Annotated in this window: 25 protein-coding genes; 12 read left to right on the top strand and 13 right to left on the bottom strand. The window is 59.1% G+C overall.

The features are described 5' to 3' along the window. Positions 1 to 159 precede the first annotated feature (159 nt). Positions 160 to 438, bottom strand: coding sequence for a hypothetical protein (locus tag KW837_RS28440; protein ID WP_218399359.1), 279 nt, complete (start codon positions 436 to 438; stop codon positions 160 to 162). A 193-nt stretch (positions 439 to 631) separates the two neighbouring features. Between KW837_RS28440 and KW837_RS28435 the strand changes: the two genes are divergently transcribed. Further along, positions 632 to 838, top strand: a complete 207-nt coding sequence (locus tag KW837_RS28435) for a hypothetical protein (protein WP_018929592.1) — start codon at positions 632 to 634, stop codon at positions 836 to 838. 272 nt (positions 839 to 1,110) lie between these two features. Here KW837_RS28435 and KW837_RS28430 read toward each other — a convergent pair whose 3' ends face one another. Further along, the gene (locus tag KW837_RS28430) at positions 1,111 to 1,695 is read right to left on the bottom strand and encodes a YajG family lipoprotein (RefSeq protein ID WP_007905851.1); all 585 of its coding nucleotides are present in this window, start codon (positions 1,693 to 1,695) and stop codon (positions 1,111 to 1,113) included. Positions 1,696 to 1,900: 205 nt separating this feature from the next. Between KW837_RS28430 and KW837_RS28425 the strand changes: the two genes are divergently transcribed. Both KW837_RS28425 and mqo read left to right on the top strand, forming a co-directional pair. Beyond that, on the top strand, positions 1,901 to 2,134 hold the full coding sequence (locus KW837_RS28425) for a hypothetical protein (protein ID WP_008012002.1): 234 nt from the start codon (positions 1,901 to 1,903) through the stop codon (positions 2,132 to 2,134). Between the two features lie 741 nt (positions 2,135 to 2,875). After that, a complete protein-coding gene (mqo, locus tag KW837_RS28420; protein ID WP_218399358.1) occupies positions 2,876 to 4,384 on the top strand; it encodes a malate dehydrogenase (quinone) in 1,509 nt (502 codons plus the stop codon). A gap of 135 nt (positions 4,385 to 4,519) precedes the next feature. On the opposite strand, the gene KW837_RS28415 is transcribed toward mqo, so the two are convergent. Together KW837_RS28415 and KW837_RS28410 are read right to left on the bottom strand one after the other, a co-directional pair. Next, complete coding sequence (locus KW837_RS28415; protein ID WP_218399357.1) at positions 4,520 to 4,807, bottom strand: PA4642 family protein; 288 nt, start codon at positions 4,805 to 4,807, stop codon at positions 4,520 to 4,522. A gap of 63 nt (positions 4,808 to 4,870) precedes the next feature. Beyond that, on the bottom strand, positions 4,871 to 5,356 hold the full coding sequence (locus KW837_RS28410) for a hypothetical protein (protein WP_218399356.1): 486 nt from the start codon (positions 5,354 to 5,356) through the stop codon (positions 4,871 to 4,873). A 151-nt stretch (positions 5,357 to 5,507) separates the two neighbouring features. Here KW837_RS28410 and dauA point away from each other — a divergent pair, with 151 nt between their 5' ends. Further along, complete coding sequence (gene dauA / locus KW837_RS28405; RefSeq protein ID WP_218399355.1) at positions 5,508 to 7,229, top strand: C4-dicarboxylic acid transporter DauA; 1,722 nt, start codon at positions 5,508 to 5,510, stop codon at positions 7,227 to 7,229. Positions 7,230 to 7,330: 101 nt separating this feature from the next. Here the strand turns inward: dauA and KW837_RS28400 are convergent, their stop codons facing one another. Continuing rightward, the gene (locus KW837_RS28400; RefSeq protein ID WP_052965782.1) at positions 7,331 to 7,888 is read right to left on the bottom strand and encodes a hypoxanthine-guanine phosphoribosyltransferase; all 558 of its coding nucleotides are present in this window, start codon (positions 7,886 to 7,888) and stop codon (positions 7,331 to 7,333) included. A 176-nt stretch (positions 7,889 to 8,064) separates the two neighbouring features. Between KW837_RS28400 and upp the strand changes: the two genes are divergently transcribed. After that, entirely contained in the window at positions 8,065 to 8,703 is a 639-nt protein-coding gene (upp, locus tag KW837_RS28395) for a uracil phosphoribosyltransferase (protein WP_218399354.1), read from the top strand. A gap of 2 nt (positions 8,704 to 8,705) precedes the next feature. Beyond that, on the top strand, positions 8,706 to 9,980 hold the full coding sequence (locus KW837_RS28390) for a uracil-xanthine permease family protein (protein ID WP_218399353.1): 1,275 nt from the start codon (positions 8,706 to 8,708) through the stop codon (positions 9,978 to 9,980). A gap of 105 nt (positions 9,981 to 10,085) precedes the next feature. On the opposite strand, the gene hemH is transcribed toward KW837_RS28390, so the two are convergent. Further along, positions 10,086 to 11,111, bottom strand: coding sequence for a ferrochelatase (hemH, locus tag KW837_RS28385; RefSeq protein ID WP_218399352.1), 1,026 nt, complete (start codon positions 11,109 to 11,111; stop codon positions 10,086 to 10,088). 8 nt (positions 11,112 to 11,119) lie between these two features. After that, a complete protein-coding gene (locus KW837_RS28380) occupies positions 11,120 to 12,028 on the bottom strand; it encodes a TIGR01777 family oxidoreductase (protein WP_218399351.1) in 909 nt (302 codons plus the stop codon). A 196-nt stretch (positions 12,029 to 12,224) separates the two neighbouring features. On the opposite strand from KW837_RS28380, the gene KW837_RS28375 reads away from it, so the two are divergent. The 6 genes from KW837_RS28375 to KW837_RS28350 all read left to right on the top strand — a co-directional run bounded on the left by KW837_RS28375 (position 12,225) and on the right by KW837_RS28350 (position 17,934). Further along, positions 12,225 to 13,211: an NAD(P)/FAD-dependent oxidoreductase gene (locus tag KW837_RS28375; protein WP_218399350.1), complete on the top strand. Its 987-nt coding sequence runs from the start codon at positions 12,225 to 12,227 to the stop codon at positions 13,209 to 13,211. 141 nt (positions 13,212 to 13,352) lie between these two features. Further along, positions 13,353 to 14,312 carry a DUF523 and DUF1722 domain-containing protein gene (locus KW837_RS28370; protein ID WP_218399349.1) on the top strand — a complete coding sequence of 320 codons (960 nt, stop codon included), beginning with the start codon at positions 13,353 to 13,355 and terminating at the stop codon, positions 14,310 to 14,312. After that, positions 14,312 to 15,253, top strand: a complete 942-nt coding sequence (locus KW837_RS28365; protein ID WP_218399348.1) for a MerR family transcriptional regulator — start codon at positions 14,312 to 14,314, stop codon at positions 15,251 to 15,253. The genes KW837_RS28370 and KW837_RS28365 overlap by 1 nt, the downstream gene beginning before the upstream one ends. 34 nt (positions 15,254 to 15,287) lie before the next feature. Then, positions 15,288 to 16,736: a deoxyribodipyrimidine photo-lyase gene (gene phrB, locus KW837_RS28360; protein WP_218399347.1), complete on the top strand. Its 1,449-nt coding sequence runs from the start codon at positions 15,288 to 15,290 to the stop codon at positions 16,734 to 16,736. Positions 16,737 to 16,791: 55 nt separating this feature from the next. After that, positions 16,792 to 17,568, top strand: a complete 777-nt coding sequence (locus KW837_RS28355; RefSeq protein WP_218399346.1) for an SDR family oxidoreductase — start codon at positions 16,792 to 16,794, stop codon at positions 17,566 to 17,568. A gap of 60 nt (positions 17,569 to 17,628) precedes the next feature. Beyond that, the gene (locus KW837_RS28350; protein ID WP_063342543.1) at positions 17,629 to 17,934 is read left to right on the top strand and encodes a YkgJ family cysteine cluster protein; all 306 of its coding nucleotides are present in this window, start codon (positions 17,629 to 17,631) and stop codon (positions 17,932 to 17,934) included. A gap of 136 nt (positions 17,935 to 18,070) precedes the next feature. Here KW837_RS28350 and KW837_RS28345 read toward each other — a convergent pair whose 3' ends face one another. The 6 genes from KW837_RS28345 to hemA form a co-directional block, all read right to left on the bottom strand. After that, positions 18,071 to 18,589: an acyloxyacyl hydrolase gene (locus KW837_RS28345; RefSeq protein ID WP_218399345.1), complete on the bottom strand. Its 519-nt coding sequence runs from the start codon at positions 18,587 to 18,589 to the stop codon at positions 18,071 to 18,073. Between the two features lie 119 nt (positions 18,590 to 18,708). Continuing rightward, a complete protein-coding gene (gene murI / locus KW837_RS28340) occupies positions 18,709 to 19,500 on the bottom strand; it encodes a glutamate racemase (RefSeq protein WP_218399344.1) in 792 nt (263 codons plus the stop codon). Continuing rightward, positions 19,493 to 20,248 carry a molybdopterin-synthase adenylyltransferase MoeB gene (locus tag KW837_RS28335; RefSeq protein ID WP_218399343.1) on the bottom strand — a complete coding sequence of 252 codons (756 nt, stop codon included), beginning with the start codon at positions 20,246 to 20,248 and terminating at the stop codon, positions 19,493 to 19,495. Before KW837_RS28335 ends, murI begins: the two co-directional genes overlap by 8 nt. After that, complete coding sequence (prmC, locus tag KW837_RS28330) at positions 20,242 to 21,072, bottom strand: peptide chain release factor N(5)-glutamine methyltransferase (RefSeq protein WP_192345467.1); 831 nt, start codon at positions 21,070 to 21,072, stop codon at positions 20,242 to 20,244. The genes KW837_RS28335 and prmC overlap by 7 nt, the downstream gene beginning before the upstream one ends. Further along, the gene (gene prfA / locus KW837_RS28325; RefSeq protein WP_095051167.1) at positions 21,073 to 22,155 is read right to left on the bottom strand and encodes a peptide chain release factor 1; all 1,083 of its coding nucleotides are present in this window, start codon (positions 22,153 to 22,155) and stop codon (positions 21,073 to 21,075) included. It lies immediately after the preceding gene. Next, entirely contained in the window at positions 22,155 to 23,441 is a 1,287-nt protein-coding gene (gene hemA / locus KW837_RS28320) for a glutamyl-tRNA reductase (protein WP_218399342.1), read from the bottom strand. Before hemA ends, prfA begins: the two co-directional genes overlap by 1 nt. Positions 23,442 to 23,594 lie beyond the last annotated feature (153 nt).

Here is a 23,594-nt window from a genome sequence, read left to right as displayed (position 1 = left end):
ACTGTACTTGTGGCGAGGGAGCTTGCTCCCGCCCGGCTGCGCAGCAGTCGTAAAGTCAGCGCTCGCGGTGCATCTGACACTACCAGGGTGACTGGTTTGGGGCCGCTTCGCAGCCCAGCGGGAGCAAGCTCCCTCGCCACAGGGTCTTGTGTCAGAACTTCAGACGCGAGTACTGATCCACGACACCAGCAACGCCATCCCGAGGCAGGCGAAACCGAAGCGGTAGAAAAACCGGTTCATGCGCAGGGTCGCCCAATCCAGTGTTGGCTCTTCGCTGGGACGACTTTGGCGCTGCGCCTCGATACTGGCCATGGCGCGCTGCTCGCGACGACGGGTGGCGTGCAGCAACCAACTGCCCGGGAAGGCGAACAGCAAGGCCAGCAAATTGATCAATTTGGCGGGATGAGCAGTAAGAAGCGAAATCAATTGCAGCGACATCACAAACCTCAGGCAAACCGGTGTAGCAGACGCCGGACCGACGACCACGGCGCGGATTCTACCGAAACTGCCCCAACCTGCCCCGGCTTTCCGACAAATAACGAAACCATTTAGCCGATTGCTGTCCTGTGTCATGGCACCGTCATTTGAATCCGCCAGTCTGTCGCCCCTCGAAACCGACACGGACTCCGTCATGCTCCACGCCGAAAACCAGGACCGCCTCTACCTCATTGCCCAAAGCGACGAACAACAAACCTTAGTCGGCAGCCTCGCCTTCAACGTACAGGACCGGCATTGGCTGGTGTATTGCGCGCTGGGTGGGCATCAACATGCGGATTTGCCGGAAACGGATTTGCTGACGGGGGTGAGTGTTCTGGATTTTTATTCGCAGGCGGCTTGAGCGTCGCGCCCTGTAGGAGCGAGGCTTGCCCGCGAAGGCTTTCTCACATTCAACGTGGATGCTGCCTGACACACCGCCATCGCGAGCAGGCTCGCTCCCACAATTGAATGTTTGCATCTGCGAGAGATTGGTTGGCTGTCAGGCCGTCTTCGCGGGCAAGCCTCGCTCCTACAGGTGAAATCACGAGCAGGTTCGCTCCCACGATGAATCTGCAGGCACAAAAAACCCGGCGCCATCACTGACACCGGGTTCTTTAAACAAGCCGCGAATCGTTACTCGGCAAGCACCTGACCAATCGTCGGGTCCTTGAACAAGCGGGTCAACGCATCACTCAACACATCACTGACCAGCTTGGTATTGGTTTCCTGATTCGGCGCCATGCCAAAACGCTGATCCAGCGACGCACCGTAGCGACCGCTGTAACGGCGGTTGGCATTCTGCACATCCGAACGGAACGTCGCGCCAATCGTTGCTTCAGTCACATACAGGCCTTCCTTGGGCGACTGATACTTCAGCTCGGCCAGGGTTACGGTCAATTGCGGTGCATTCAGCGCATTGGCCGTCGGGGTAAAGCCCAGCAAGCGCACGGCCGCTTCAGCCTGAGCCTGCAACTTCGGCAGAATCTGCGCGCCCTGCACGGTGATTGCACTGGTCTCCGGATACAGGCCACCACGAGTTCCCAAGGTTGGCGATGGACGACCATCCACCACACGCACCACCACCGGCTGACCACGGCCGACCGGCGCCAGCTGAGCCGTCAGCTTGGGTTCCGGGTTCAGTTGTTGCGGGCTGTGGGCGCAGCCGACGAGGGTCAAACTGGTCACAGTGATCAAACCGAACAACAGGCGTTGCAACATGCTCTTCTCTCCAGAATCAGGCACAAACAGGCTCGCAGTATAGCGGTGCGCCACTGCGGCGAACTAGCTTCGCACAACGATTACTGAAATCTCTGACAAACCCGGCCCAGCGCGGTTCCTGTCACACATCTGTCACCGACCTTACACATGCACGTCATCGCTCACTGGCAACCTTCATAGCAGTCACCCCACAAGGTACTTTGCCATGCGTTTTCTCATCTCAATGTTCGCGCCACGCCCACTGCATCGCTGCTTTGCCCTGCTCGACCGCGATGGTCGCTGCCAGGCGTTCAAACAGTGCAGCCTGCAGCCCATGGGCGATGGCTGGGTCGAAATCGAAGAAATCCGCCTCAACTGGCTGCACCATCCCCTGCCCGCCAGCGCCCGTGTCAGCCAGCGCCAGCCACGTGCGCGTGCGCAACAACTGTTGACCACCTGACCGGACGCCTAATAAAAGTCATTAAACACGACCATTTCCCTGCGTTTCTTAGATACAATCTCCCCCCGATTATAAGGACGTCTCCTGATCGGGCCTCGCAGCATCGTCAATGCCTCGGTATTGACACCCCCGCACCGCCCACAGAGAGCCGCCCACACAGATCGAGTGAAGCTGGCGCGCTTGCTGTTCCCTAAGCAAAAACACCACTTTTCGCGAATCTGCAGAGCTGTCATTACGCTCGGTTACTGAGCTGTTTGCCCGTTTTGCTTGTCATGTATCCCATGGCGGCAATCCATCCGGGCACGGTGCCCGGCTGGGACAGCCCTTTTTTGAGGTTCACGTCTTCAAAAGAGCGTGAAAAAAACGGGTTTTCACAACTTCACAAGAGTGTGGCGAGCAAATGAATAGTTTTGCGTCTGAACATGCACCATTAGCGTCTACAACAGCCCAACGACACAGGACCGAGTATTCCTCGAACACCGGAGCCTGAAGCCTGTCCGCTACGGATTTGGTTGCACAAACGGATGTCTCGACCATAAGTCGAATTGCCAGCCGCGTGCCGAAATGAGTTCATGTGACTCTTGAAGCCAGGCCGCATGCATCCGTCGAAGTTGCAAAAAATTGCGAAGATTCGGACATGGCGATCCTGGCCATGGGTACCTGGGGCATCACTGACATCGCCCCGGAACGCCTGGCAGCTATGCCGACAATTTGGTGCTGCAGATTTTGGAGACGCGTTAAATGGCGCATAACGAAGCAGTCGACGTAGTACTGGTTGGGGCCGGCATCATGAGTGCCACCCTTGCGGTACTGCTCAAAGAGCTCGACCCCGCGATCAAGCTGGAAGTCGTCGAGCTGATGGATTCCGGTGCTGCGGAGAGTTCCAATCCGTGGAACAACGCCGGTACCGGTCACGCCGGGCTGTGTGAGCTGAACTACACGCCGCAGGCCGCCGACGGCACCGTCGACATCAAGAAAGCCGTGCATATCAACACCCAGTTCGAGGTGTCGAAGCAGTTCTGGTCCTACCTGACCAAGAAAGGCACGTTCGGCTCGTGCAAGTCGTTCATCAGCCCGGTGCCGCACCTGAGCTTCGTGCAGGGCGACGACGGCGTCTCCTTCCTCAAGGAACGTTTCAAGACGCTGAGCAAACATCACGCCTTCTCGGACATGGAATACACCGAAGACAAGGCCAAAATGGCCGAGTGGATGCCGTTGATGATGCCGGGCCGCGCGCCTGACGAAGTCCTCGCCGCCACCCGCGTGATGAACGGTACCGACGTCAACTTCGGCGCCTTGACCAACCAATTGCTCACGCACCTGACCAGCGCACCCGATGCCCAGGTCAAGTACTGCAAGCGTGTCACCGACCTGAAGCGCAATAACGGCGGCTGGACTGTCAGCATCAAGGACGTCAATACCGGCAACAGCCGTGAAGTCGACGCCAAGTTCGTGTTCCTCGGCGCTGGCGGTGCGGCATTGCCCCTGTTGCAAGCCTCGGGCATCGAAGAAAGCAAAGGCTTCGGCGGCTTCCCGATCAGCGGCCAATGGCTGCGTTGCGACAACCCGGAAGTGGTCAAGCACCACCAGGCCAAGGTCTACAGCCAGGCCGCCGTTGGTTCGCCACCGATGTCCGTGCCGCACTTGGACACCCGTGTGGTCGATGGCAAGAAGTCCCTGCTGTTCGGACCTTACGCCGGTTTCACCACCAAGTTCCTCAAGCACGGTTCGTTCATGGACCTGCCGATGTCGGTCCGCGCCGGCAACATCGGCCCGATGCTGGCCGTGGCCAAAAACAACATGGACCTGACCAAGTACCTGGTCAGCGAAGTGATGCAGTCGATGGAACAGCGCCTGGAATCCCTGCGTCGTTTCTACCCTGAAGCGAAAGCCGAAGACTGGCGCCTGGAAGTGGCTGGCCAACGGGTGCAGATCATCAAGAAAGACCCGAAGAAAGGCGGCGTTCTGCAGTTCGGTACCGAACTGGTCGCAGCCAAGGACGGTTCGCTTGCGGCCCTCCTCGGCGCGTCCCCAGGCGCTTCGGTGACTGTTTCGATCATGCTTGAGCTGATCGAAAAATGCTTCCCGAACAAAGCCTCCGGTGAATGGGCTGCCAAGCTGGCGGAAATCTTCCCGGCTCGGGAAAAAGTCCTGGAAACCGACGCTGCGCTGTATCGCAAGATCAATGCGCACAACAACGTCGCGCTGGAACTGGTTGAAGCCAGTAACGAGACCGAAAGCTACGCTTGATTCGGCCGCATAAAAAACGCCCCGTCCTCATTGAGGGTGGGGCGTTTTTTTGTGCCGTCTGTAGGAGCCAGGCTTGCCGGCGAAGGCATCCTTGAGATCGCTTTCGCCGGCAAGCCGTGCTCCTACAGGTATGGGTTAGCCGCGAGCTTTGTCGATCAACTCGATGTACTCGGCCGCGTTGCGTTGATCCTGAATCAGGGCAACGAAGTCATTGCCGTGCACATCCTTGCCATCCAGATCCAGACCAGCTTCAACAAAGAACGTCAGAAAACGCTCGAAGTCATCGATACGCAGGCCACGGTAGGCCTTGATCAGTTTGTGCAGCGACGGTGAAGTGGCGTCGACCGGCTCAAAATCGAGGAACAGCTTGATCTGTGCATCGCCGATCTCGTCACCAATCACTTGCTTCTTATCTTTACGCATTGCCGACTCCAGCTCGCAGACATTTCACGGGGCGGGCAGTTTACCCCTGCCCGGGCGTAAGGCTCAACGCAGACGAACGCTGCCAGTGTGCAGATCGGCCCAGATATGGCCGTTGGCGTAGCTGAGGAACTGGCAATACACCGTGTCGTTGCGCAACAAGTCGATCACCACCCGGTATTGGGCGAGCGGGTAATAGAGGGTCAAGGTTTTGCTTTTTTCGTCATAGATAGGCTTCTTCAGGCTTTTGCTTTCGCCATCGAAGTTGACCAGCACCTGGCTGATGGTCGCGCCCTTGTTCAAGGATTTGCCCTTGAGGCGGATCAGCAATGGCGATGTGACCGGGATCGGCTGTTGGTTGGACTGGCGCTGGCTGCCGATCACCACCGAATAGTCGGTGACCTGCAACAGTTGCTGCTGCTCGGGCTCGGCGTCGCGCAGGGTCAAGTCGTCCGGAGGCAAAAACTGCGAATGCATTGGCGACGGGGCTGCGGCCAGGGGCAGGCTGAGGGTCAGCAACAGGACGACGCAGCTGCGGATCAAAAGGCTCATGACAGGCTCCGGAGGCGGGGCCGAGCACTCTAGCACGATGATCAATCAGGCAAATAACCGATCCAGATCAAAACTCTGGAACACAAGGCCGGGCATACTGAAAGAGCTTTCAGCCCTATTTCGACGGTGCGCCGTCTACTGTGGAGTCCCCATGTCATTCTCCATGCCCCCATTATTCGCCGCCTGGCGTCAGACCTGGCGCGCAGGTTATAGCCTCAGACGTTTGCGCGGCGATATCAGCGCCGGGGTGACGGTCGGGATTATCGCCATCCCTCTGGCCATGGCCCTGGCGATTGCGGTGGGGGTAGCGCCCCAGCAAGGTCTGTATACAGTGCTGATCGCCGCCCCCCTGATCGCCCTGACGGGAGGCTCGCGCTTCAACGTCAGCGGGCCGACAGCCGCGTTCGTGGTGATATTGCTGCCGATCACCCAACAATATGGTCTGGGTGGCCTGCTGCTTTGCACCATGCTTGCCGGGGTAATCCTGATTGCCTTGGGGCTGATTCGGGCCGGACGGCTGATTCAGTACATCCCTTACCCAGTGACCCTGGGCTTTACCGCGGGGATCGGCATTGTCATCGCCACCCTCCAATTGAAGGATTTGCTGGGCCTGACTACCGCCGGGCATGCCGAACATTACATCGAGCAACTAGGTGCGCTGCTCCAGGCGTTACCCAGCGCCCGCCTGGGGGACGGGATCATCGGTGCTATGTGCCTGGGAGTCCTGATCGTCTGGCCGCGCTTTGTGCCGAGGATTCCGGGGCATCTGGTGGCACTGGCCGTCGGCGCATTGCTGGGGGTGGCACTGGAAAGCGGCGGGTTACCGGTTGCGACGCTGGGGGAGCGCTTCAGCTATATCGTCGATGGCGTCAGCCATCCCGGCATACCGCCGTTTCTGCCGGGCTTCGACTGGCCGTGGAATCTGCCGGGGCCCAATGGTCAGCCGCTGCATTTGTCTTATGACCTGATTCACCAATTAATGGCGCCAGCGTTCGCCATCGCCATGCTCGGCGCCATCGAATCGTTGTTGTGCGCGGTGGTGGCCGATGGCATGACGGGTAGCAAACACGACCCCAACGCCGAACTTCTGGGTCAAGGCCTGGGCAATCTGGTCGCACCGTTGTTCGGGGGCATCACCGCCACTGCCGCGATTGCCCGTAGCGCCACCAACGTGCGCAGCGGGGCGTTTTCGCCATTGGCGGCAATTATCCACAGTGCTGTGGTACTGCTGGCGATACTCGTCCTCGCCCCGCTGTTCAGCTATTTGCCCATGGCAGCGCTGGCGGCATTGCTGGTGATGGTGGCGTGGAACATGAGCGAAGCCCGGCACGTCATGCACACCTTGCGCATTGCACCGCGTAGCGATGTGCTGGTCTTGCTGACCTGCCTGAGCCTGACGGTGCTGTTCGACATGGTGCTGGCCGTCGCCGTCGGCCTGCTGCTGGCCGCCGGGTTGTTCATCAAACGCATGAGCGACCTCACGGACACCGCCGAACTGCCTCGCGAGTTCCATCAAGCCTTACAGGATATGCCGGAGCATGTTCGTTGCTATGCGATACGCGGGCCGCTGTTTTTCGGCGCTGCGGAAAAAGCCTTGGGCGTGCTACGTAAATTCAGCCCGGAGGTCAAAGTAGTGATCGTCGAGATGAGTGCCGTGCCCATGCTGGACATGACAGCACTGGCTGCCTTCGACAATATCCTCAGGGATTACCGCACCGACGGTATCGGCCTGATTCTGGTCGGGACCGCTCCACGGGTGCGCCTGAAACTCAGGCGCGCGGGCATCCATCGGGAACAGCGACAGTTGGCCTACGTGAATAATCTGGAACAGGCTCAACGCAAAAGCGAACAATGGCTCGCCGGGCAGGATTGAGCGCGCAGTTCGAGCGAATTGCGCACGCATCCAGGTATGAGGCCTTGCATTCGAGCTTCAACGTGCCTGGCGGCCAATCGCCCCCCAGACAGTCACCCCGCTTACATGCCTTTAACGGCAAAAATCCCGTTGGCGTTACGCCAGTAGCCTTTGTAGTCCATGCCGTAACCGAAGATGTAACGATCGATGCACGGCAGGCCGACGAAATCGGCTTTCAGGTCCGGGCGAGCCTTACGGTCGTGGTCCTTGTCGATCAGCACGGCAGTGTGCACGGCGCGGGCGCCAGCGTGTTTGCAGAAGTCGATGATCGCGCCCAGGGTGTGACCTTCGTCGAGGATGTCGTCGATGATCAGCACGTCTCGGTCGATGAACGAAACTTCCGGCTTGGCTTTCCAGAACAGGTCGCCGCCGCTGGTTTCGTTGCGATAACGGGTGGCGTGCAGGTAGGACGCTTCCAGCGGGAAGTTCAGATGCGTCAGCAGCTTGCCGGAGAAAATCAGCCCGCCGTTCATCACGCAGAACACCACCGGGTTACGTTCAGCCAGCTGATCGTTGATTTGTGCACCGACGCGGGCGATGGCCGCCTCGACTTCAGCTTCGGTGTACAGGCAGTCAGCCTCTCGCATGATTTGACGGATATGCTCGAGATCAGCGGACATGGCGCTCTCCAAGGGGGTTTTAGGGGGAGGGACGGATTCGGAAAAGCGGGCAAAGGTACGCATCAAGCGAGGCCAGATCAAGCGTTTGTGGACTAACGTTCTGGATGTCTATAGGACAACACCCTCGGATAGATTAATCTAGGCCGGTTTTTTTGCCCGCCGCCGGAGCCTTTCCCATGCCCATCCTCGAGATCCGCCATCCGCTGATCCGTCATAAACTTGGCCTTATGCGCCGCGCCGACATTAGCACGAAGAATTTCCGTGAGCTCGCTCAGGAAGTCGGTGCCCTGCTGACCTATGAAGCCACCAAAGACTTGCCGCTGGAAAGCTACGACATCGAAGGCTGGTGCGGCACGGTGTCGGTCGAGAAAATCGCCGGCAAGAAGATTACCGTGGTACCGATCCTGCGCGCCGGTATCGGCATGCTCGAAGGCGTGCTGAGCCTGATCCCGGGCGCCAAAGTCAGCGCCGTGGGCGTGGCCCGCAACGAGAAAACCCTCGAAGCCCACACCTACCTTGAGAAACTGGTGCCGGAAATCGACGAGCGTCTGGCGATGATCATCGACCCGATGCTCGCCACTGGTGGCTCGATGGTCGCCACTATCGACCTGCTGAAAAAGGCCGGTTGCAAGGACATCCGCGCGATGGTCCTGGTGGCTGCCCCTGAAGGCATCGCCGCGGTGGAGAAGGCTCACCCGGACGTGACCATCTACACCGCCTCCATTGACCAGAAACTGAACGAACACGGTTACATCATCCCAGGCCTGGGCGATGCCGGTGACAAGATCTTCGGCACCAAGCAGAAGGACGCTTGAGCATGCAGCAAGAGTTCAACGATCCGCTCTGGCGCACGGTGCTGTCTGGCGCGCAGATGCTGTTCGTGGCCTTCGGCGCGCTGGTGTTGATGCCGTTGATTACCGGCCTCGACCCGAACGTGGCGCTGTTCACCGCAGGCCTTGGGACGATTCTGTTCCAGATCGTCACCGGGCGTCAGGTGCCGGTGTTTCTGGCGTCGAGCTTCGCCTTCATCACGCCGATCATTCTCGCCAAGGGCCAGTTTGGCCTGGCAGCGACCATGGGCGGTGTGATGGCGGCCGGGTTCGTCTACACCTTCCTCGGCCTTGCCGTGAAGATCAAAGGCACCGGGTTCATCGATCGCCTGTTGCCACCGGTGGTGATTGGCCCGGTGATCATCTCCATCGGCCTGGCCATGGCGCCGATCGCCGCCAACATGGCGATGGGCAAGGCCGGCGACGGCACCGAGCTGATTCCTTACCAGACGGCGATGTTGATCTCGATGCCGGCACTGCTGACCACCCTGATCGTCGCGGTGTTCGGCAAAGGCATTTTCCGCCTGGTGCCGATCATCTCCGGCGTATTGGTGGGTTTTGCCATGGCGTTCTATTTCGGCGTGGTCGACACCGCAAAGATTGCTGCAGCACCGTGGTTTGCGATTCCACAGTTTACGGCGCCGGAATTCAACTGGCAGGCGATTCTGTTCATCGTTCCGGTAGCCCTGGCCCCGGCCATTGAGCACATCGGCGGCGTGATTGCCGTGGGTAGCGTGACCGGTCGCGATTATTTGAAGAAGCCCGGCCTGCACCGCACGTTGCTCGGCGATGGCATTGCCACCACCGCGGCCGGTCTGTTCGGCGGCCCGCCCAACACCACCTATGCCGAAGTGACTGGCGCGGTGATGCTGACCAAAAACTACAACCCGAAAATCATGACCTGGGCCGCAATCTTTGCGATCAGCCTGGCGTTCATCGGCAAGTTCGGCGCCCTGCTGCAAAGCATCCCGGTGCCGGTGATGGGCGGGATTCTCTGCCTGTTGTTCGGTTCGATTGCTGCGGTGGGGATGAACACCATGATTCGCCACAAAATCGACCTGGGCGAAGCACGCAATCTGGTGATTGTCTCGGTGACGCTGGTGTTCGGGATTGGCGGCGTACTGGTCGGCACCGGTACCGGCCCGGACGATTTCGGCCTCAAAGGCATCGCGCTGTGCGCGGTGGTGGCGATTGCGTTGAACCTGTTGCTGCCGGGCCATGACAGCTGGAAGCACAAGAAGATGGAAGAGCCGTTGTTGTAAGCCAGCCTTAAGAAGGCCTTCGCGGGCAAGCCTCGCTCCTACAGGATTTGTGTCGACTCTTAAAACGACGCAATCCTGTAGGAGCGAGGCTTGCCCGCGATGCTTTTAAAGCGCCAACGGCGCCCGCTCACACAATGCGTTCAACGCCTTGGCCCACTGCGGATCATCATTGAGGCACGGCACCAGCACCAACTCCTCCCCTCCCGCTTCGCGGAACTGCTCCTTCCCGCGATCACCGATCTCTTCCAGTGTTTCGATGCAATCGGCAACGAACGCCGGGCACATCACCAGGACTTTCTTCACACCACTTTTGGCCAACTCATCAAGGCGCGCTTCGGTGTAGGGTTCGATCCACTTGGCTCGCCCCAGACGCGACTGGAACGACACCGACCACTTGCCATCCGGCAGGCCCATGCGCTTGGCAAACTCGGAAGCGGTGCGCAGGCATTGGGCGCGGTAGCAGGTGGCTAATACTTCCGGCGAAGCCTTCTGACAGCAATTATCGCTTTTAAAGCAATGATGACCGGTGGGGTCGATCTTGGTCAGGTGCCGTTCCGGCAAACCATGAAAGCTCAGCAGCAGGTGATCGTAGTCCTGTTGCACATAAGGCTTGGCACTGGCCACCAACGCATCGAGGTATTCCGGCTGATCGTAGAACGGCTGGAGAATCGAGAACTGCACGTCGAGTTTCTTCTCCCGAACCACCCGCTTGGCTTCTTCGATCACTGTGGTCACGGTGCTATCGGCGAACTGCGGATAGAGCGGCGCCAAGGTGATTTTTTTGTGCCCCTGAGTCGCCAGACGAACCAGCATCGACTCAATGGATGGCTCGCCGTAGCGCATCGCCAGCTCTACAGGCCCGTGAGTCCACTGCGCGGTCATGGCCCGTTGCAGACGACGGCTGAGCACCACCAGTGGCGAGCCGTCCGCCCACCAGATCGACGCATAAGCGTGGGCCGATTGCTCCGGGCGTTTGATCAGAATCAACGACACCAGCAAACGCCGCACCGGCCATGGCAGGTCGATCACATACGGGTCCATCAGAAATTGATTGAGGTAGCTGCGCACATCCGCCACCGAGGTGGAAGCGGGTGAACCCAGGTTGACCAGAAGCAACGCGTGATCGGTCATGCAACGTCCTATTTCTTAAGGCGGCTGGACACATCGTCCAACGCCGCGCGCAAATCAGTGAACTGGAAAGTGAAGCCCGCTTCCAGCAAGCGAGCCGGCATGGCCTTCTGGCCACCCAGCAGCAACAATGACAACTCGCCCAGGCCCACCTTCAACACGAGGGTTGGCATCGGCATGAACGCCGGACGATGCAACACGCTACCCAACGTTTGGGCGAATTCGCGATTGCGCACCGGCTTGGGCGCGCAGGCATTATATGGACCGCTGGCCTCATTGCGGTGCAGAAGAAAATCAATCAGGGCGATTTGATCCTTGATATGAATCCACGACATCCACTGCCGACCGCTGCCCAGAGGCCCGCCCAGCCCCAGTTTGAACGGCAACAACAGCCGCGACAAAAAGCCGCCCTCTGCGGACAGCACCAACCCGGTACGAATGAGGATCACGCGAATGCCCAAGGCTTCAGCGCGTTGCGCGGTTTCCTCCCAGGCGACGCACAACTGGCTGGCGAAATCATCAATGACCGGTGGAGATTCTTCAGTCAACTCCCGCTCACCACCGTCGCCGTACCAACCGATCGCGGAGCCAGAAATCAATACCTGCGGTTTCTGCTCGCGGCTTTCGAGCCAAGCCAGCAGGGTTTCGGTCAGGGTGATCCGGCTGCTCCACAACAACGCCTTGCGTTTGTGCGTCCAGAGCCGATCGGCAATCGGTGCGCCCGCGAGGTTGATAACTGCATCCACCGGTTCTTGACCCAGGTCCTCAAGCCGTGCGATTCCACGTACCTGAGTGCCACAGACTTTGGCGACTTTTGCAGGCGTGCGACTCCAGACTGTCAGGCGATGTCCCTGGCTCAACCAGTGTTGGCAGAGTTGACGTCCTATCAAACCAGTACCGCCGGTCAGCAATATGTGCATGACATCTTCCTCGCGTGGCGTTTTACCCTGATCACTAGTCTATTTTTATAAGCAGGGATCTTTGGTATTGGGCAGGCTCTGTGCTTAACAATAGGCCAAGCTGTCAGAACGAGGACGCTAAAAGTTATACCAAAAAACAATATTGTACAGGTTTGAACCACGGCGTAGTCTGTACAGAAAGGTAAACGAGGCCCCTATGACTGTACCTATCGCAATCATCGGCACCGGCATTGCCGGACTCTCAGCCGCCCAGGCCCTGACGGAGGCCGGGCATGTCGTTCAGCTTTTCGATAAAAGCCGCGGCAGTGGCGGACGCATGTCGAGCAAGCGCAGCGATGCGGGTGCTCTGGACATGGGCGCGCAATATTTCACTGCCCGCGATCGCCGCTTCGTCACCGAAGTCCAGCGCTGGCAAACCAATGGCTGGGTCGCCGTATGGACGCCGCAGCTCTATACCTTTCACGGCGGCCAGCTCAGACCTTCGCCGGATGAACAGACACGCTGGGTCGGCACGCCCCGCATGAGCGCGATCACGCGCGGCCTGCTCGGTGATCTGGAAGTGCATTTCGCTTGCCGCATCACCGAGGTCTATCGCGGTGAAGAACATTGGCATCTGCAAGACGCCGAGGGCTTCACTCACGGCCCGTTCAGCCATGTCGTCATCGCCACGCCAGCCCCTCAGGCAACCGCGCTGCTGGCGGCCGCACCGAAACTCGCCGGCGCCGCCGCCGGGGTAAAAATGGAACCCACCTGGGCCGTCGCCCTGGCGTTCGACACACCACTGGAAACCGCCATCGAAGGTTGCTTCGTGCAGGACAGCCCACTGGACTGGCTGGCGCGCAACCGCAGCAAACCGGGACGCGACACCACCCTCGATACGTGGGTGCTGCATGCCACCAGTGCCTGGAGCCGGCAGCATATCGACCTGCCCAAGGATGCCGTGATCGAGCAATTGCACGGTGCCTTTGCCGAATTGCTGAACGACGCCATGCCTGCTCCGACCTTCAGCCTCGCTCACCGCTGGCTGTACGCCCGGCCGGCCAGCAGCCATGAATGGGGCGCGTTGGCCGATGCCGATCTGGGCTTGTATGTGTGCGGTGACTGGTGCCTGTCTGGCCGTGTCGAAGGTGCCTGGCTCAGTGGTCAGGAAGCAGCCCGCCGGCTGCACGAACACCTGCAATGAATTTAATCGCTGCTGTCGACATGGACAGCAGCCTTGCAAAAACTTATACAAAAATTTTGACTTGTACACCTTTGAATCTATGATGAAGTACATGTTGTACAGATCCAATAATCTGTACAGGTCTGGATTCGAGGCGCTCCCATGTCCCCTACAGCCATGAAACCCAAAATCGCCATCAGCGCTTGCCTGATGGGGGCCGAGGTGCGTTACAACGGTGGGCACAAGGCGTCGCCTCTGTGCAGCCGCATCCTCTCTGAGTATTTCGATTTCGTCCCGCTGTGCCCGGAAGTCGCCATTGGCCTGGGTATCCCTCGCGAACCGATCCGCCTGGTCGGCAACCCCGAGCACCCGGAGGCTGTCGGCACCGTCCACCCAGAGATCAACGTCACTCGACCTCTGGCCGAATACGGTCAAAAAATGGCGCTGGAGCTGGATGGCATCTGCGGCTATATCTTCATGCAGAAATCCCCTTCGTGCGGGCTGGAGCGGGTCAAGGTCTACCACGCCAACGGCGCGCCAGTGGACGGCGGTAGCCGTGGTATCTACGCCCAGGCCTTCTGTGCATTGCATCCTGATTTACCGGTGGAAGAAGACGGCCGCCTCAACGACCCGGTGCTGCGGGAAAACTTCCTCACCCGCGTGTTCGCCTACAGCGCCTGGCAGCAATTGCTGCAAACAGGCCTGACCCGGCGCGGCCTCATTGACTTTCACTCGCGCTACAAATACCTGCTGATGGCCCACAACCCGGTGCAATACAAAACCCTGGGCAACTTGTTGGGCAACATGGGGCAAACCGATCCGCAAGTGTTCGGCCCACGCTATTTCAGCGAGCTGATGGCGGCCCTGAAAAAGTGCGCCACACGCCGCACCCACACCAACGTGCTGCAGCACCTCAGCGGTTATCTCAAACAGGCCATCAGCCCTGAAGACAAACAGGAAGTGCAGCACGTCATCGGCCAATACCGCCGGGGCATCGTGCCGCTGGTGGTGCCATTGATGTTGCTCAAACACTACTTTCGCCAACACCCGGATCCGTACATTGCGCAACAGGTTTACCTGCAACCGCACCCGGAAAACCTCAGCCTGCGAAACGCGATTTAATGAAAAATCCACCGGATACCAGCGCCAGCGAAGACCTTGGCAGTGACTTCAAGAAGGCCCTGGACGTTGGTTGGCTGCCCATTCGGGAAGTGGCCCGGCAGACCGGGGTCAATGCCGTCACCTTACGCGCCTGGGAACGGCGCTATGGGTTGATCGTGCCTCAGCGCACGCCCAAGGGGCATCGGTTGTTCTGTGCCGAACACGTTCAACGGATCCTGACGATCCTTACCTGGCTCAATCGCGGCGTGGCTGTCAGCCAGGTCAAACAACTGCTCGACACGCCTCAGGGGCTTACCGACTCCGTCGGGAACGATTGGCTGGTGCTGCGCCAGACGCTGCTGCAAGCGGTCACTCAGCTGGCCGAACGCACCCTCGATGACATGGTGAATCAGGCGATGGCGCTGTATCCGCCACGCACCTTGTGTGAAAAATTGTTGATGCCATTGCTGGCGGAACTGGAACAACGCTGGCAAGGCCAGTTCGGCGCGCAAATGGAGCGGGTGTTTGTTTATTCCTGGTTGCGCAGCAAATTCGGCGCGAGGATCTACCATAACAACCGTCAGTTGCGCACCGCGCCACTGTTGCTGATCAATTACTCGGACCTGCCGCTGGAGCCTTATCTGTGGCTCACCGCCTGGCTGATCAGCAGCGTCGATTGTCCGGTGGAAGTCTTCGACTGGCCGCTCCCCGCTGGCGAACTTGCGCTGGCGGTTGATCACCTGCAAGCCCGCGGCGTACTGCTGTATTCCAGCAAAGCCATGAATCTTGCGCATCTGACGAAACTTTTGAATGGCGTCAGCTGCCCAAAAATGATTGCCGGGGCAACGGTGTGCATTCACCACACCGAGTTATCCGCAAGAACCGCCGCCATTGCTGACTTGTCCCTGGCCGAAGACCCATTATCGGCTCATCTGGGCCTGATTCAGCGCGGGCTCATTTAATGGCGTATTTTTCAATGATTGTGCGGATATCACCATGCAATTGATCTGGCTGCGCAGCGACTTGCGTCTACACGACAACACCGCCCTCTCGGCCGCTGCAGCCCGCGGCCCGAGTGTGGCGGTGTATTTGCTGAGTCCGCAGCAATGGTTGGCGCATGACGACGCGCCGTGCAAAGTGGATTTCTGGCTGCGCAACCTGAGCGAGTTACGTCATGCGCTGGGCGCCCTGAACATCCCGCTGCTGATTCGCAAGGCGTCCCGCTGGGATGAAGCACCAAAGGTCCTGCTCGAGTTGTGCCAGCAATTGAAGATCGACGCAGTGCACGTCAACGAGGAATACGGCATTCATGAAACCCGTCGTGATGCCGCGGTGGCCCAAATCCTGAAAGCCCAAGGTATCGACTTTTACCGCTACCTCGATCAACTGCTGTTCAAGCCTGGCACAGTGCTGACCAGAACCGGCACCTATTTCCAGGTCTTCAGCCAGTTCCGCAAGGTCTGCTACGAACGCTTGCATGCATCATTGCCGAGATTGGTTACCGCCCCCGCCATCCAGGCGCCGCTGGGTATCGCCAGCGACGAACCGCCCTCTCGTGTCGAGGGTTTCGACACGCCCAGCGACAGTTTGCGTGCTCTCTGGCCGGCCGGCGAAACCGAGGCCCGACGCCGTCTCGAGACCTTTGTCGACGCACAGATCGACTATTACCACAGCGAGCGTGATTTCCCGGCAAAACCCGGCACCAGTCAGCTCTCGGCCTATCTCACCGCCGGGGTCATCTCCCCTCGCCAGTGTCTGCACGCCGCGTTGCAAAGCAATCAGGGGGAATTCGAAAGCGGCAAGGTCGGTGCTGTCACCTGGATCAACGAGTTGCTGTGGCGCGAATTCTACAAACACATTCTGGTGGGCTACCCACGGGTTTCCCGGCACCGCGCCTTTCGCCCGGAAACCGAAGCCCTGGCCTGGCGTGATGCCCCGGAAGATCTCCAGGCCTGGCAGCAAGGCCGTACCGGCCTGCCGATCATTGATGCCGCCATGCGCCAATTGCTGGAAACCGGCTGGATGCACAACCGTCTGCGCATGGTCGTGGCAATGTTCCTGACCAAAAACCTGCTGATCGACTGGCGTGAAGGCGAGCGCTTTTTCATGCGGCATCTGATTGATGGCGATCTGGCGGCGAACAACGGTGGCTGGCAGTGGAGCTCGTCCACCGGCACCGATTCGGCGCCCTACTTCCGCATTTTCAACCCCCTGAGCCAATCGGAAAAATTCGACGCCGAAGGGGTTTTCATCAAGCATTGGTTGCCGCAGATCAACGAAATGAATAAAAAAGACCTGCACAATCGCGCGAGACTCGACGGATTATTCGGTGTGACGGATTATCCATCGCCGATTGTCAACCTGAGCACTTCCCGCGAACGGGCCTTGGCCGCGTTCAAAAACCTGCCGTCGCGACAGGGTTTATCACCACCGGAATCACTTTGATAGCGCAGTTTTACGTATGAACACGGAATTGAATCGGGAAGATAAGGAGATTGGGATGAGTCGTACTCCTGCAAGGCGATACTGGTTGACTGGCGCCAGCAACGGTATTGGGACCGCGCTGGCCGAAGAAATACTGAAAACCGGTGCCCACCTGGCTGTCAGCTCCCGCTCATTGGCGCCATTGAAAGCCTTGTCTCAGCGTTATCCCGGGCAAGTGTTGGTGGTTGCCGGTGATTTGACTAACAGCCAACGGGTGCGCGAAATCGGCGAGCAGATTGCCAAGGAATGGGGCTCTCTGGATACCATGATCCTCAACGCGGGAACCTGCGAATACGTCGACGTCAATCAGTTCGACTCATCAATCATCGAGCACATCGTGCGCACCAACCTGCTTGCCAGCAGCTATTGCATCGAAGCCGCCCGCCCCCTGCTGCGAGCGGGCACTGCGCCGCATCTGGTGGCCCTGGCCAGTTCAGTGACCTACCTGCCCCTGCCACGGGCCGAAGCCTATGGCGATTCAAAGCCCGGATTGCGTCACCTTTTCGAGTCCTTGCGCATCGACGTGGCGCCGGAAAACATCGAAATGACTATAGTCAGCCCAGGACTTATCGATCCCCCCCTGAGCAACGAGGTTTCACAACACCTCGATTGGTCGGCGGACAAAGCTGCGCGCTACCTCTTCGACCTGCTCAAGCATCGGCCACTGGAGCTCCCTTTACCGGAACTGCTCATGCCTGTCCTTTGGCCTCTGCCGCAAAAGCCCGGCCAGAGGGGACTGGAAATCGGCAAGCGCATGGAGCGAAACAATCCGCCAACCGAAGATCTGCCATGAAGTCTGAGCGTCTGTCAGACCTTTCACACAGCGTAGGCCCACTGGCTTACACTGCGCGCCATGAAAACTATTCCCCATACGCAAATCGCCGAACCGGCGGTCACCTGCTCGACCTGCGCAGCCTGCTGCTGCCAGCTTGAAGTCATGTTGATCACCGACACCGGCGTGCCCGAGCGTTTTATCGATACCGATGATTGGGGCGGGGAAGTCATGCTGCGGCTGGATGACGGCTGGTGCGCCGCGCTGGATCGCGACAGCATGATGTGCACCATCTACGAAAAACGTCCGCTGATTTGCCGGGAGTTCGAAATGGGCGCACCGGAATGCATCACCGAACGCCAGGGGATTGCGACGGCGTATCGGTGAGCGAATACAGCAGGCCATGAAGATCCAATGTGGGAGCGGGCTTGCTCGCGAAAGCGGATTGTCAGTCAACATCAATGTTGAATGTTAAATCGCATTCGCGAGCAAGCCCGCTCCCACATTAAAAGTGCAGTAATGCTTACAACGGCATCGTGTAATGCAGCGAGTAACTCTCTACGCCATCATTCGGGCTGCTGATCCCGCCATTGGAATAGTGCGTGGCGCGAATCCCGACTTCATGTCCGCCGGTAAAGCGCAGACCAAACCCGAAACGATCTTCGAACTGAAAGGCCCCGCCAAGTTTGTTGTCTTCGACTTCAGTGTTGGCAAACACCGCGATACCGATACCCGCTTCAACGTAGGGTTTGATCGTCTCACCGGCAAACTCATACACCAGTACCGGCGAGAACGACACACTGTGATTGCTCGACGTTTCATCGCCCTCCCAGTAGGTGTAAGCGCCGCTCCAGTAGCCGGTCAAGCGACCGATGTCACTCTGCAGCCAACTCTTGTCCCAGTCGAATTGCATGCCCAGTCGGTAAGTCATGGTCGAATCGCTGGTCTGGCCGACCCCGAATTCCACCCCTGCTGCCTGCGCGGTAAAACTGTGCCCCATCAATGCGGTCGCAATCGCGGCCAAGCAGAATAGTCGCTTCATTAGAAACATCCTTTTCCGAACAATTTCGTATGGTTTTTATGCTGTCCAACTGACAAAGCTATAGAAGTTGAAGCTTGATCAGAAGTTCAGCTCAATTATTCGTGTCATCTCTTTTTTATCTACAAGTCGAAGCTTTGCACAACACCCGTCGAATGCCACAAAACCGGCAAGATATTTCTGAAATGTTCCGGATCCGCACTCGTCCAGAACCGGGCAGCGCGAGCAGGCCCCTCGGCCAGCAACTCACGCTCTGCCAACAATCGTTGAAGCTGCCGGGCCACAGCGGCACCGGTATCGATCAGGCTGATGTTCTGGGGGAGCAACTGCTTAAGCAGAGGCTTTAGGAAAGGATAATGCGTGCAGCCAAGAATGATTGTGTCTGCACCTTCAGCCAGCAGCGGACCGACATACCCTTGCAGCAACTGACGCAATGCCTCGCTGTGCAAATCGCCATTTTCAATCAGCTCCACCAGCCCTGGGCATGGCTGGGTGATGACTCGCACATCGGCGGCGAAACGGTCGAGCAAGGCGGCGAACTTCGCACTCTGTAAAGTGCCGGTGGTGGCGAGTACGCCAACGACACCGCTACGCGTCGCCGCAGCCGCCGGTTTGACCGCAGGCTCCATGCCGACGATGGGCCACTCGGGGAAATCGCGACGCAAGTCCGCAACACCCGCGACGGTCGCGGTATTGCAAGCGAGCACCAGCGCCTTGGCGCCCTGCTGCTGAAAGAACTGCGCCATGACACTGCAACGCTGACGGATGAATGCCGGGGATTTCTCACCGTAGGGAATGTTCCCGCAATCGCCGAGGTACAACAGAGATTCATTGGGCAGCAACTGCTGGATCTCGGCCAGCACGGAAAGTCCACCGACGCCGGAATCGAATACAGCAATCGGCGCTTCACGCATGGCTTGACCCGCAGACGCTGCAGCCCGGATCACGCTTGACCCGCAATTCACGGAAGCGCGTGCCCAAGGCATCGATCAATAACAGGCGTCCCACCAGCGGTTCGCCGAAACCCACCAGCAATTTCAACGCTTCGAGGGCTTGCAGGCTACCGACCAGGCCCACCAGCGGACCGAGTACGCCGGCCTCGCTGCAAGTCAACTCGGCTTCGCTGCCGTGCCCGTATAAACAGTGGTAGCACGGGCTTTCCGGACGACGGGAGTCGAAGACCGACAATTGCCCTTCCAGCCGAATCGCCGCACCGCTGACCAGCGGTTTGCGCGCAGCCACACACGCAGCGTTGACCGTTTCGCGGGTGGAAAAATTATCGGAACAGTCCAGCACCAGATCCACCGCCGCCACTGCCGCCGCCAGGGAATCTTCATCGAGTGCGGTGCGATGGGCGATCAGTTGAATCTGGGGATTGATCGCAGTCAGGCGACGGATCGCCGAATCGACTTTGCTCAAGCCGACGCTGTCGGTGTCATGAACGATCTGACGTTGCAGATTGGTCAGGTCGACCGTGTCGAAATCCGCCAGATGCAACTCACCGACACCGGCCGCCGCCAGGTACAGCGCCACCGGTGAGCCGAGACCGCCGAGACCGACAATCAGCACACGGCTTTCCTTTAGCCGTAACTGGCCGTCGATGTCGACGTGTTGCAGCAGAATCTGCCGGCTATAGCGCAGTAATTCCTGATCATTCAGCACGGCAAGCGCCCCAGACTGATGCGTTCGTGACCGCCCAGATCGGTGCGGCTGTGGACCTCTTCAAAGCCGCGGGTCAGCAGCAAATCGCGCACGGCCTCGGCTTGATCGTAACCATGTTCGAGCATCAACCAGCCACCTGCCTCAAGATGATCCGGCGCCTGATCGACGATCAGACGTAAATCGTCGAGCCCATCGACGCCAGCCACCAGAGCACTGGCCGGTTCGAAGCGCACGTCACCCTGCGCCAGATGCGGATCGGTCGAAGCAATGTAGGGCGGATTGCTGATGATCAATTGAAAGCGCTGGCCTTCCAAAGCGCTGAACCAATGACTGCTCAGCACCGTGGCGTTGTTCAGGTGCAGCCGCTGGCGATTGCGCTCAGCCAGGGCCACGGCCTCCAGCACGCGATCCACGGCGGTGACTTTCCAGGCCGGACGCTCGCTGGCCAGCGCCAGGGCAATGGCGCCGCTGCCGGTGCCCAGATCAAGAACCCTGGCCGGGGTCGCCGGCAACAGCTCCAACGCGGTTTCTACCAGCAGCTCGGTGTCGGGACGCGGAATCAGCGTGTGGGGCGCGACTTCCAGGTCAAGTTTCCAGAAGCCCTGCTGCCCCAGAATGTAAGCCACCGGCTCACCGCTACGGCGGCGTTGCAGGTACTCGGCAAATTTCAGTGCCGCTTCGCTCGGGACGATACGTTCAGGCCAGGTGTGCAGAAAACTGCGGGATTTACCCAAGGCAGCCGCCAGCAGCAATTCGGCATCCAGACGCGCGGTGGGCGAGTCGGGCAAATCAGCGGCGCGCAGCAAACTGGCAATGATCGTCATTTACTCACCTATCGCTGCCAATTGGTCGGCCTGATATTCGGCCAGCAACGGTTCGATGACCGCATCCACGCCACCGGCGAGAATTTCGTCGAGCGAATACAGCGTCAGGTTGACCCGATGGTCGGTGACCCGGCCCTGGGCAAAGTTATAGGTGCGAATACGCTCGGAACGGTCACCGGAACCTACCAGTAATTTACGCTCGCTCGCGATAGCGTTCGCGGCGGCGCTGGTCTGCTGGTCGTTGAGCTTGGCCGACAGCCAGGACATCGCACGGGCGCGGTTCTTGTGCTGGGAACGTTCTTCCTGGCACTCGACGACAATACCGGACGGCAAGTGCGTGATACGGATTGCCGAATCGGTCTTGTTGACGTGCTGACCACCGGCACCGGAGGAGCGATAGGTGTCGACCCGCAGGTCTGCCGGGTTGATCTCGATCGCTTCCTGCTCGTCCGGCTCGGGCAACACGGCCACGGTGCAGGCCGAGGTGTGGATGCGGCCTTGGGATTCAGTGGCCGGAACCCGCTGTACGCGATGCGCGCCGGATTCGAACTTCAGCTTGCCGTAAACGTTCTCGCCTTCGACCCGGGCAATGACTTCTTTGTAGCCGCCGTGTTCACCTTCGTTCTCCGAGAGAATTTCCACCCGCCAGCCACGTCGCTCGGCGTAACGCGAATACATGCGGAACAGATCGCCGGAGAAAATCGCCGCTTCGTCACCGCCGGTGCCGGCACGGATTTCGAGGAATACGTTGCGTCCGTCGTTCGGGTCTTTGGGCAGCAGCATGCGTTGCAGTTGGGCTTCGATTTCGATCAGTTGCTCTTTGGCTTCGCGGACTTCTTCCACGGCCATTTCGCGCATGTCCGGATCGCTGTCCTTGAGCAGCGCCTGAGCCCCTTCGAGGTCACCCTGCACTTTAAGCAGCTGTTTATAGGTGCCAACGATCGGCTCGACTTCCGCGTATTCCTTGGAATAGGTACGGAACTTGTTTTGATCGGAAATGACCTCGCCGTCGCCAAGCAAGGCGGTCAATTCCTCGAAACGGTCCTGGAGGATGTCCAGCTTATTGAGCAGTGACGCTTTCATTACGGTTTCTTATCCGAAAAGCTATCCGATGAGCCCTCACCGAGGGCAAAGAGTTCCTGGGCCATGGCCAGCGCATCGAGGCGGCCTTCGGCAGAGAGCTTTTTCAACTGCACGCTCGGTGCATGCAAGAGTTTATTGGTCAGGCTGCGGGCCAGTTGCACCAGCACGTCTTCGGCGCTGCTGCCATTGGCCAGCATGCGCTGAGCTTTAAGCAATTCTTCGTCGCGCATGCGCTCGCTTTGTTGACGATAGGCCTTGAGCACATCCACCGCCGCCAGTTCGCGCAGGCGAACCATGAAATCTTCGGCACCGACCGACACCATCTCTTCGGCGGCCTGGGCTGCGCCCTGACGGCTCTTGAGGTTTTCGGCGACCACTTCGTGGAGATCGTCGACGCTATATAGGTAAACGTCGTCCAACTCGCCGACTTCCGGCTCGATATCCCGAGGGACAGCGATATCCACCATGAAAATCGGCTTGTGCTTGCGCAATTTCAAGGCACTTTCCACCGCGCCTTTACCGAGAATCGGCAACTGGCTGGCGGTGGAACTGATGACGATGTCGCTGCGCACCAGTTCTGCCGGGATGTCCGAGAGCAGCACTGCGTGGGCGCCGAACTGTTCGGCCAGAATGCTCGCGCGCTCCAGGGTGCGGTTGGCAACCACGATTCGCTTCACTCCCAGCTCATGCAGATGGCGGGCGACCAGGGTGATGGTCTCACCGGCGCCAATCAACAAAGCCTGGCTGCGTTGCAAATCACTGAAAATCTGTTTCGCCAGGCTGACCGCGGCAAACGCTACGGATACCGGGTTTTCGCCGATGGCGGTGTCGGTTCGCACCTGTTTGGCCGCATTGAATGTGGCCTGGAACAGCCGTCCGAGCAGCGGACCGATGGTGCCGGCCTCGCGAGCAACAGCGTAGGCCGATTTCATCTGACCGAGAATCTGCGGTTCGCCCAACACCAGCGAGTCGAGCCCGGAGGCAACCCGCATCATGTGACGAACTGCCGCATCATCTTCATGCACATAAGCGCTCGCGCGCAGCTCATCGAGGCTCAAATGATGATAATCGGCCAGCCAGCGCAATATGATGTCAGCCGAAAGGTGATCCTGTTCTATATACAGTTCACTGCGATTGCAGGTGGAGAGGATCGCAGCTTCGCGGCTGTCGGTGAGTCGGCAGAGCTGCTGCAAGGCCTCAACCAGCTGCTCAGGGGTAAAGGCCACGCGCTCGCGGACGTCTACTGAAGCAGTCTTGTGGTTAATACCGAGTGCAAGGAAGGCCATTCAAGGTCGCTGATGGTGACGTGAAGCCGACAATTGTCCTACTTCGACAGAGCCAGAACAACCACTCGATATCTATCGCGCCCGCAAGAGCTGCCGAAGGCTGCGATCCGTTCTCGTTTACAAGGGCGCCGGGGCTGCGAGGATTGCCCGCGC

The sequence above is a fragment of the Pseudomonas sp. PDM24 genome (assembly GCF_019218905.1).
GTDB lineage: Bacteria > Pseudomonadota > Gammaproteobacteria > Pseudomonadales > Pseudomonadaceae > Aquipseudomonas.
The sequence above is the reverse complement of the archived record's forward strand: the minus strand, read 5'-3'. Positions and strand labels throughout refer to the sequence as shown.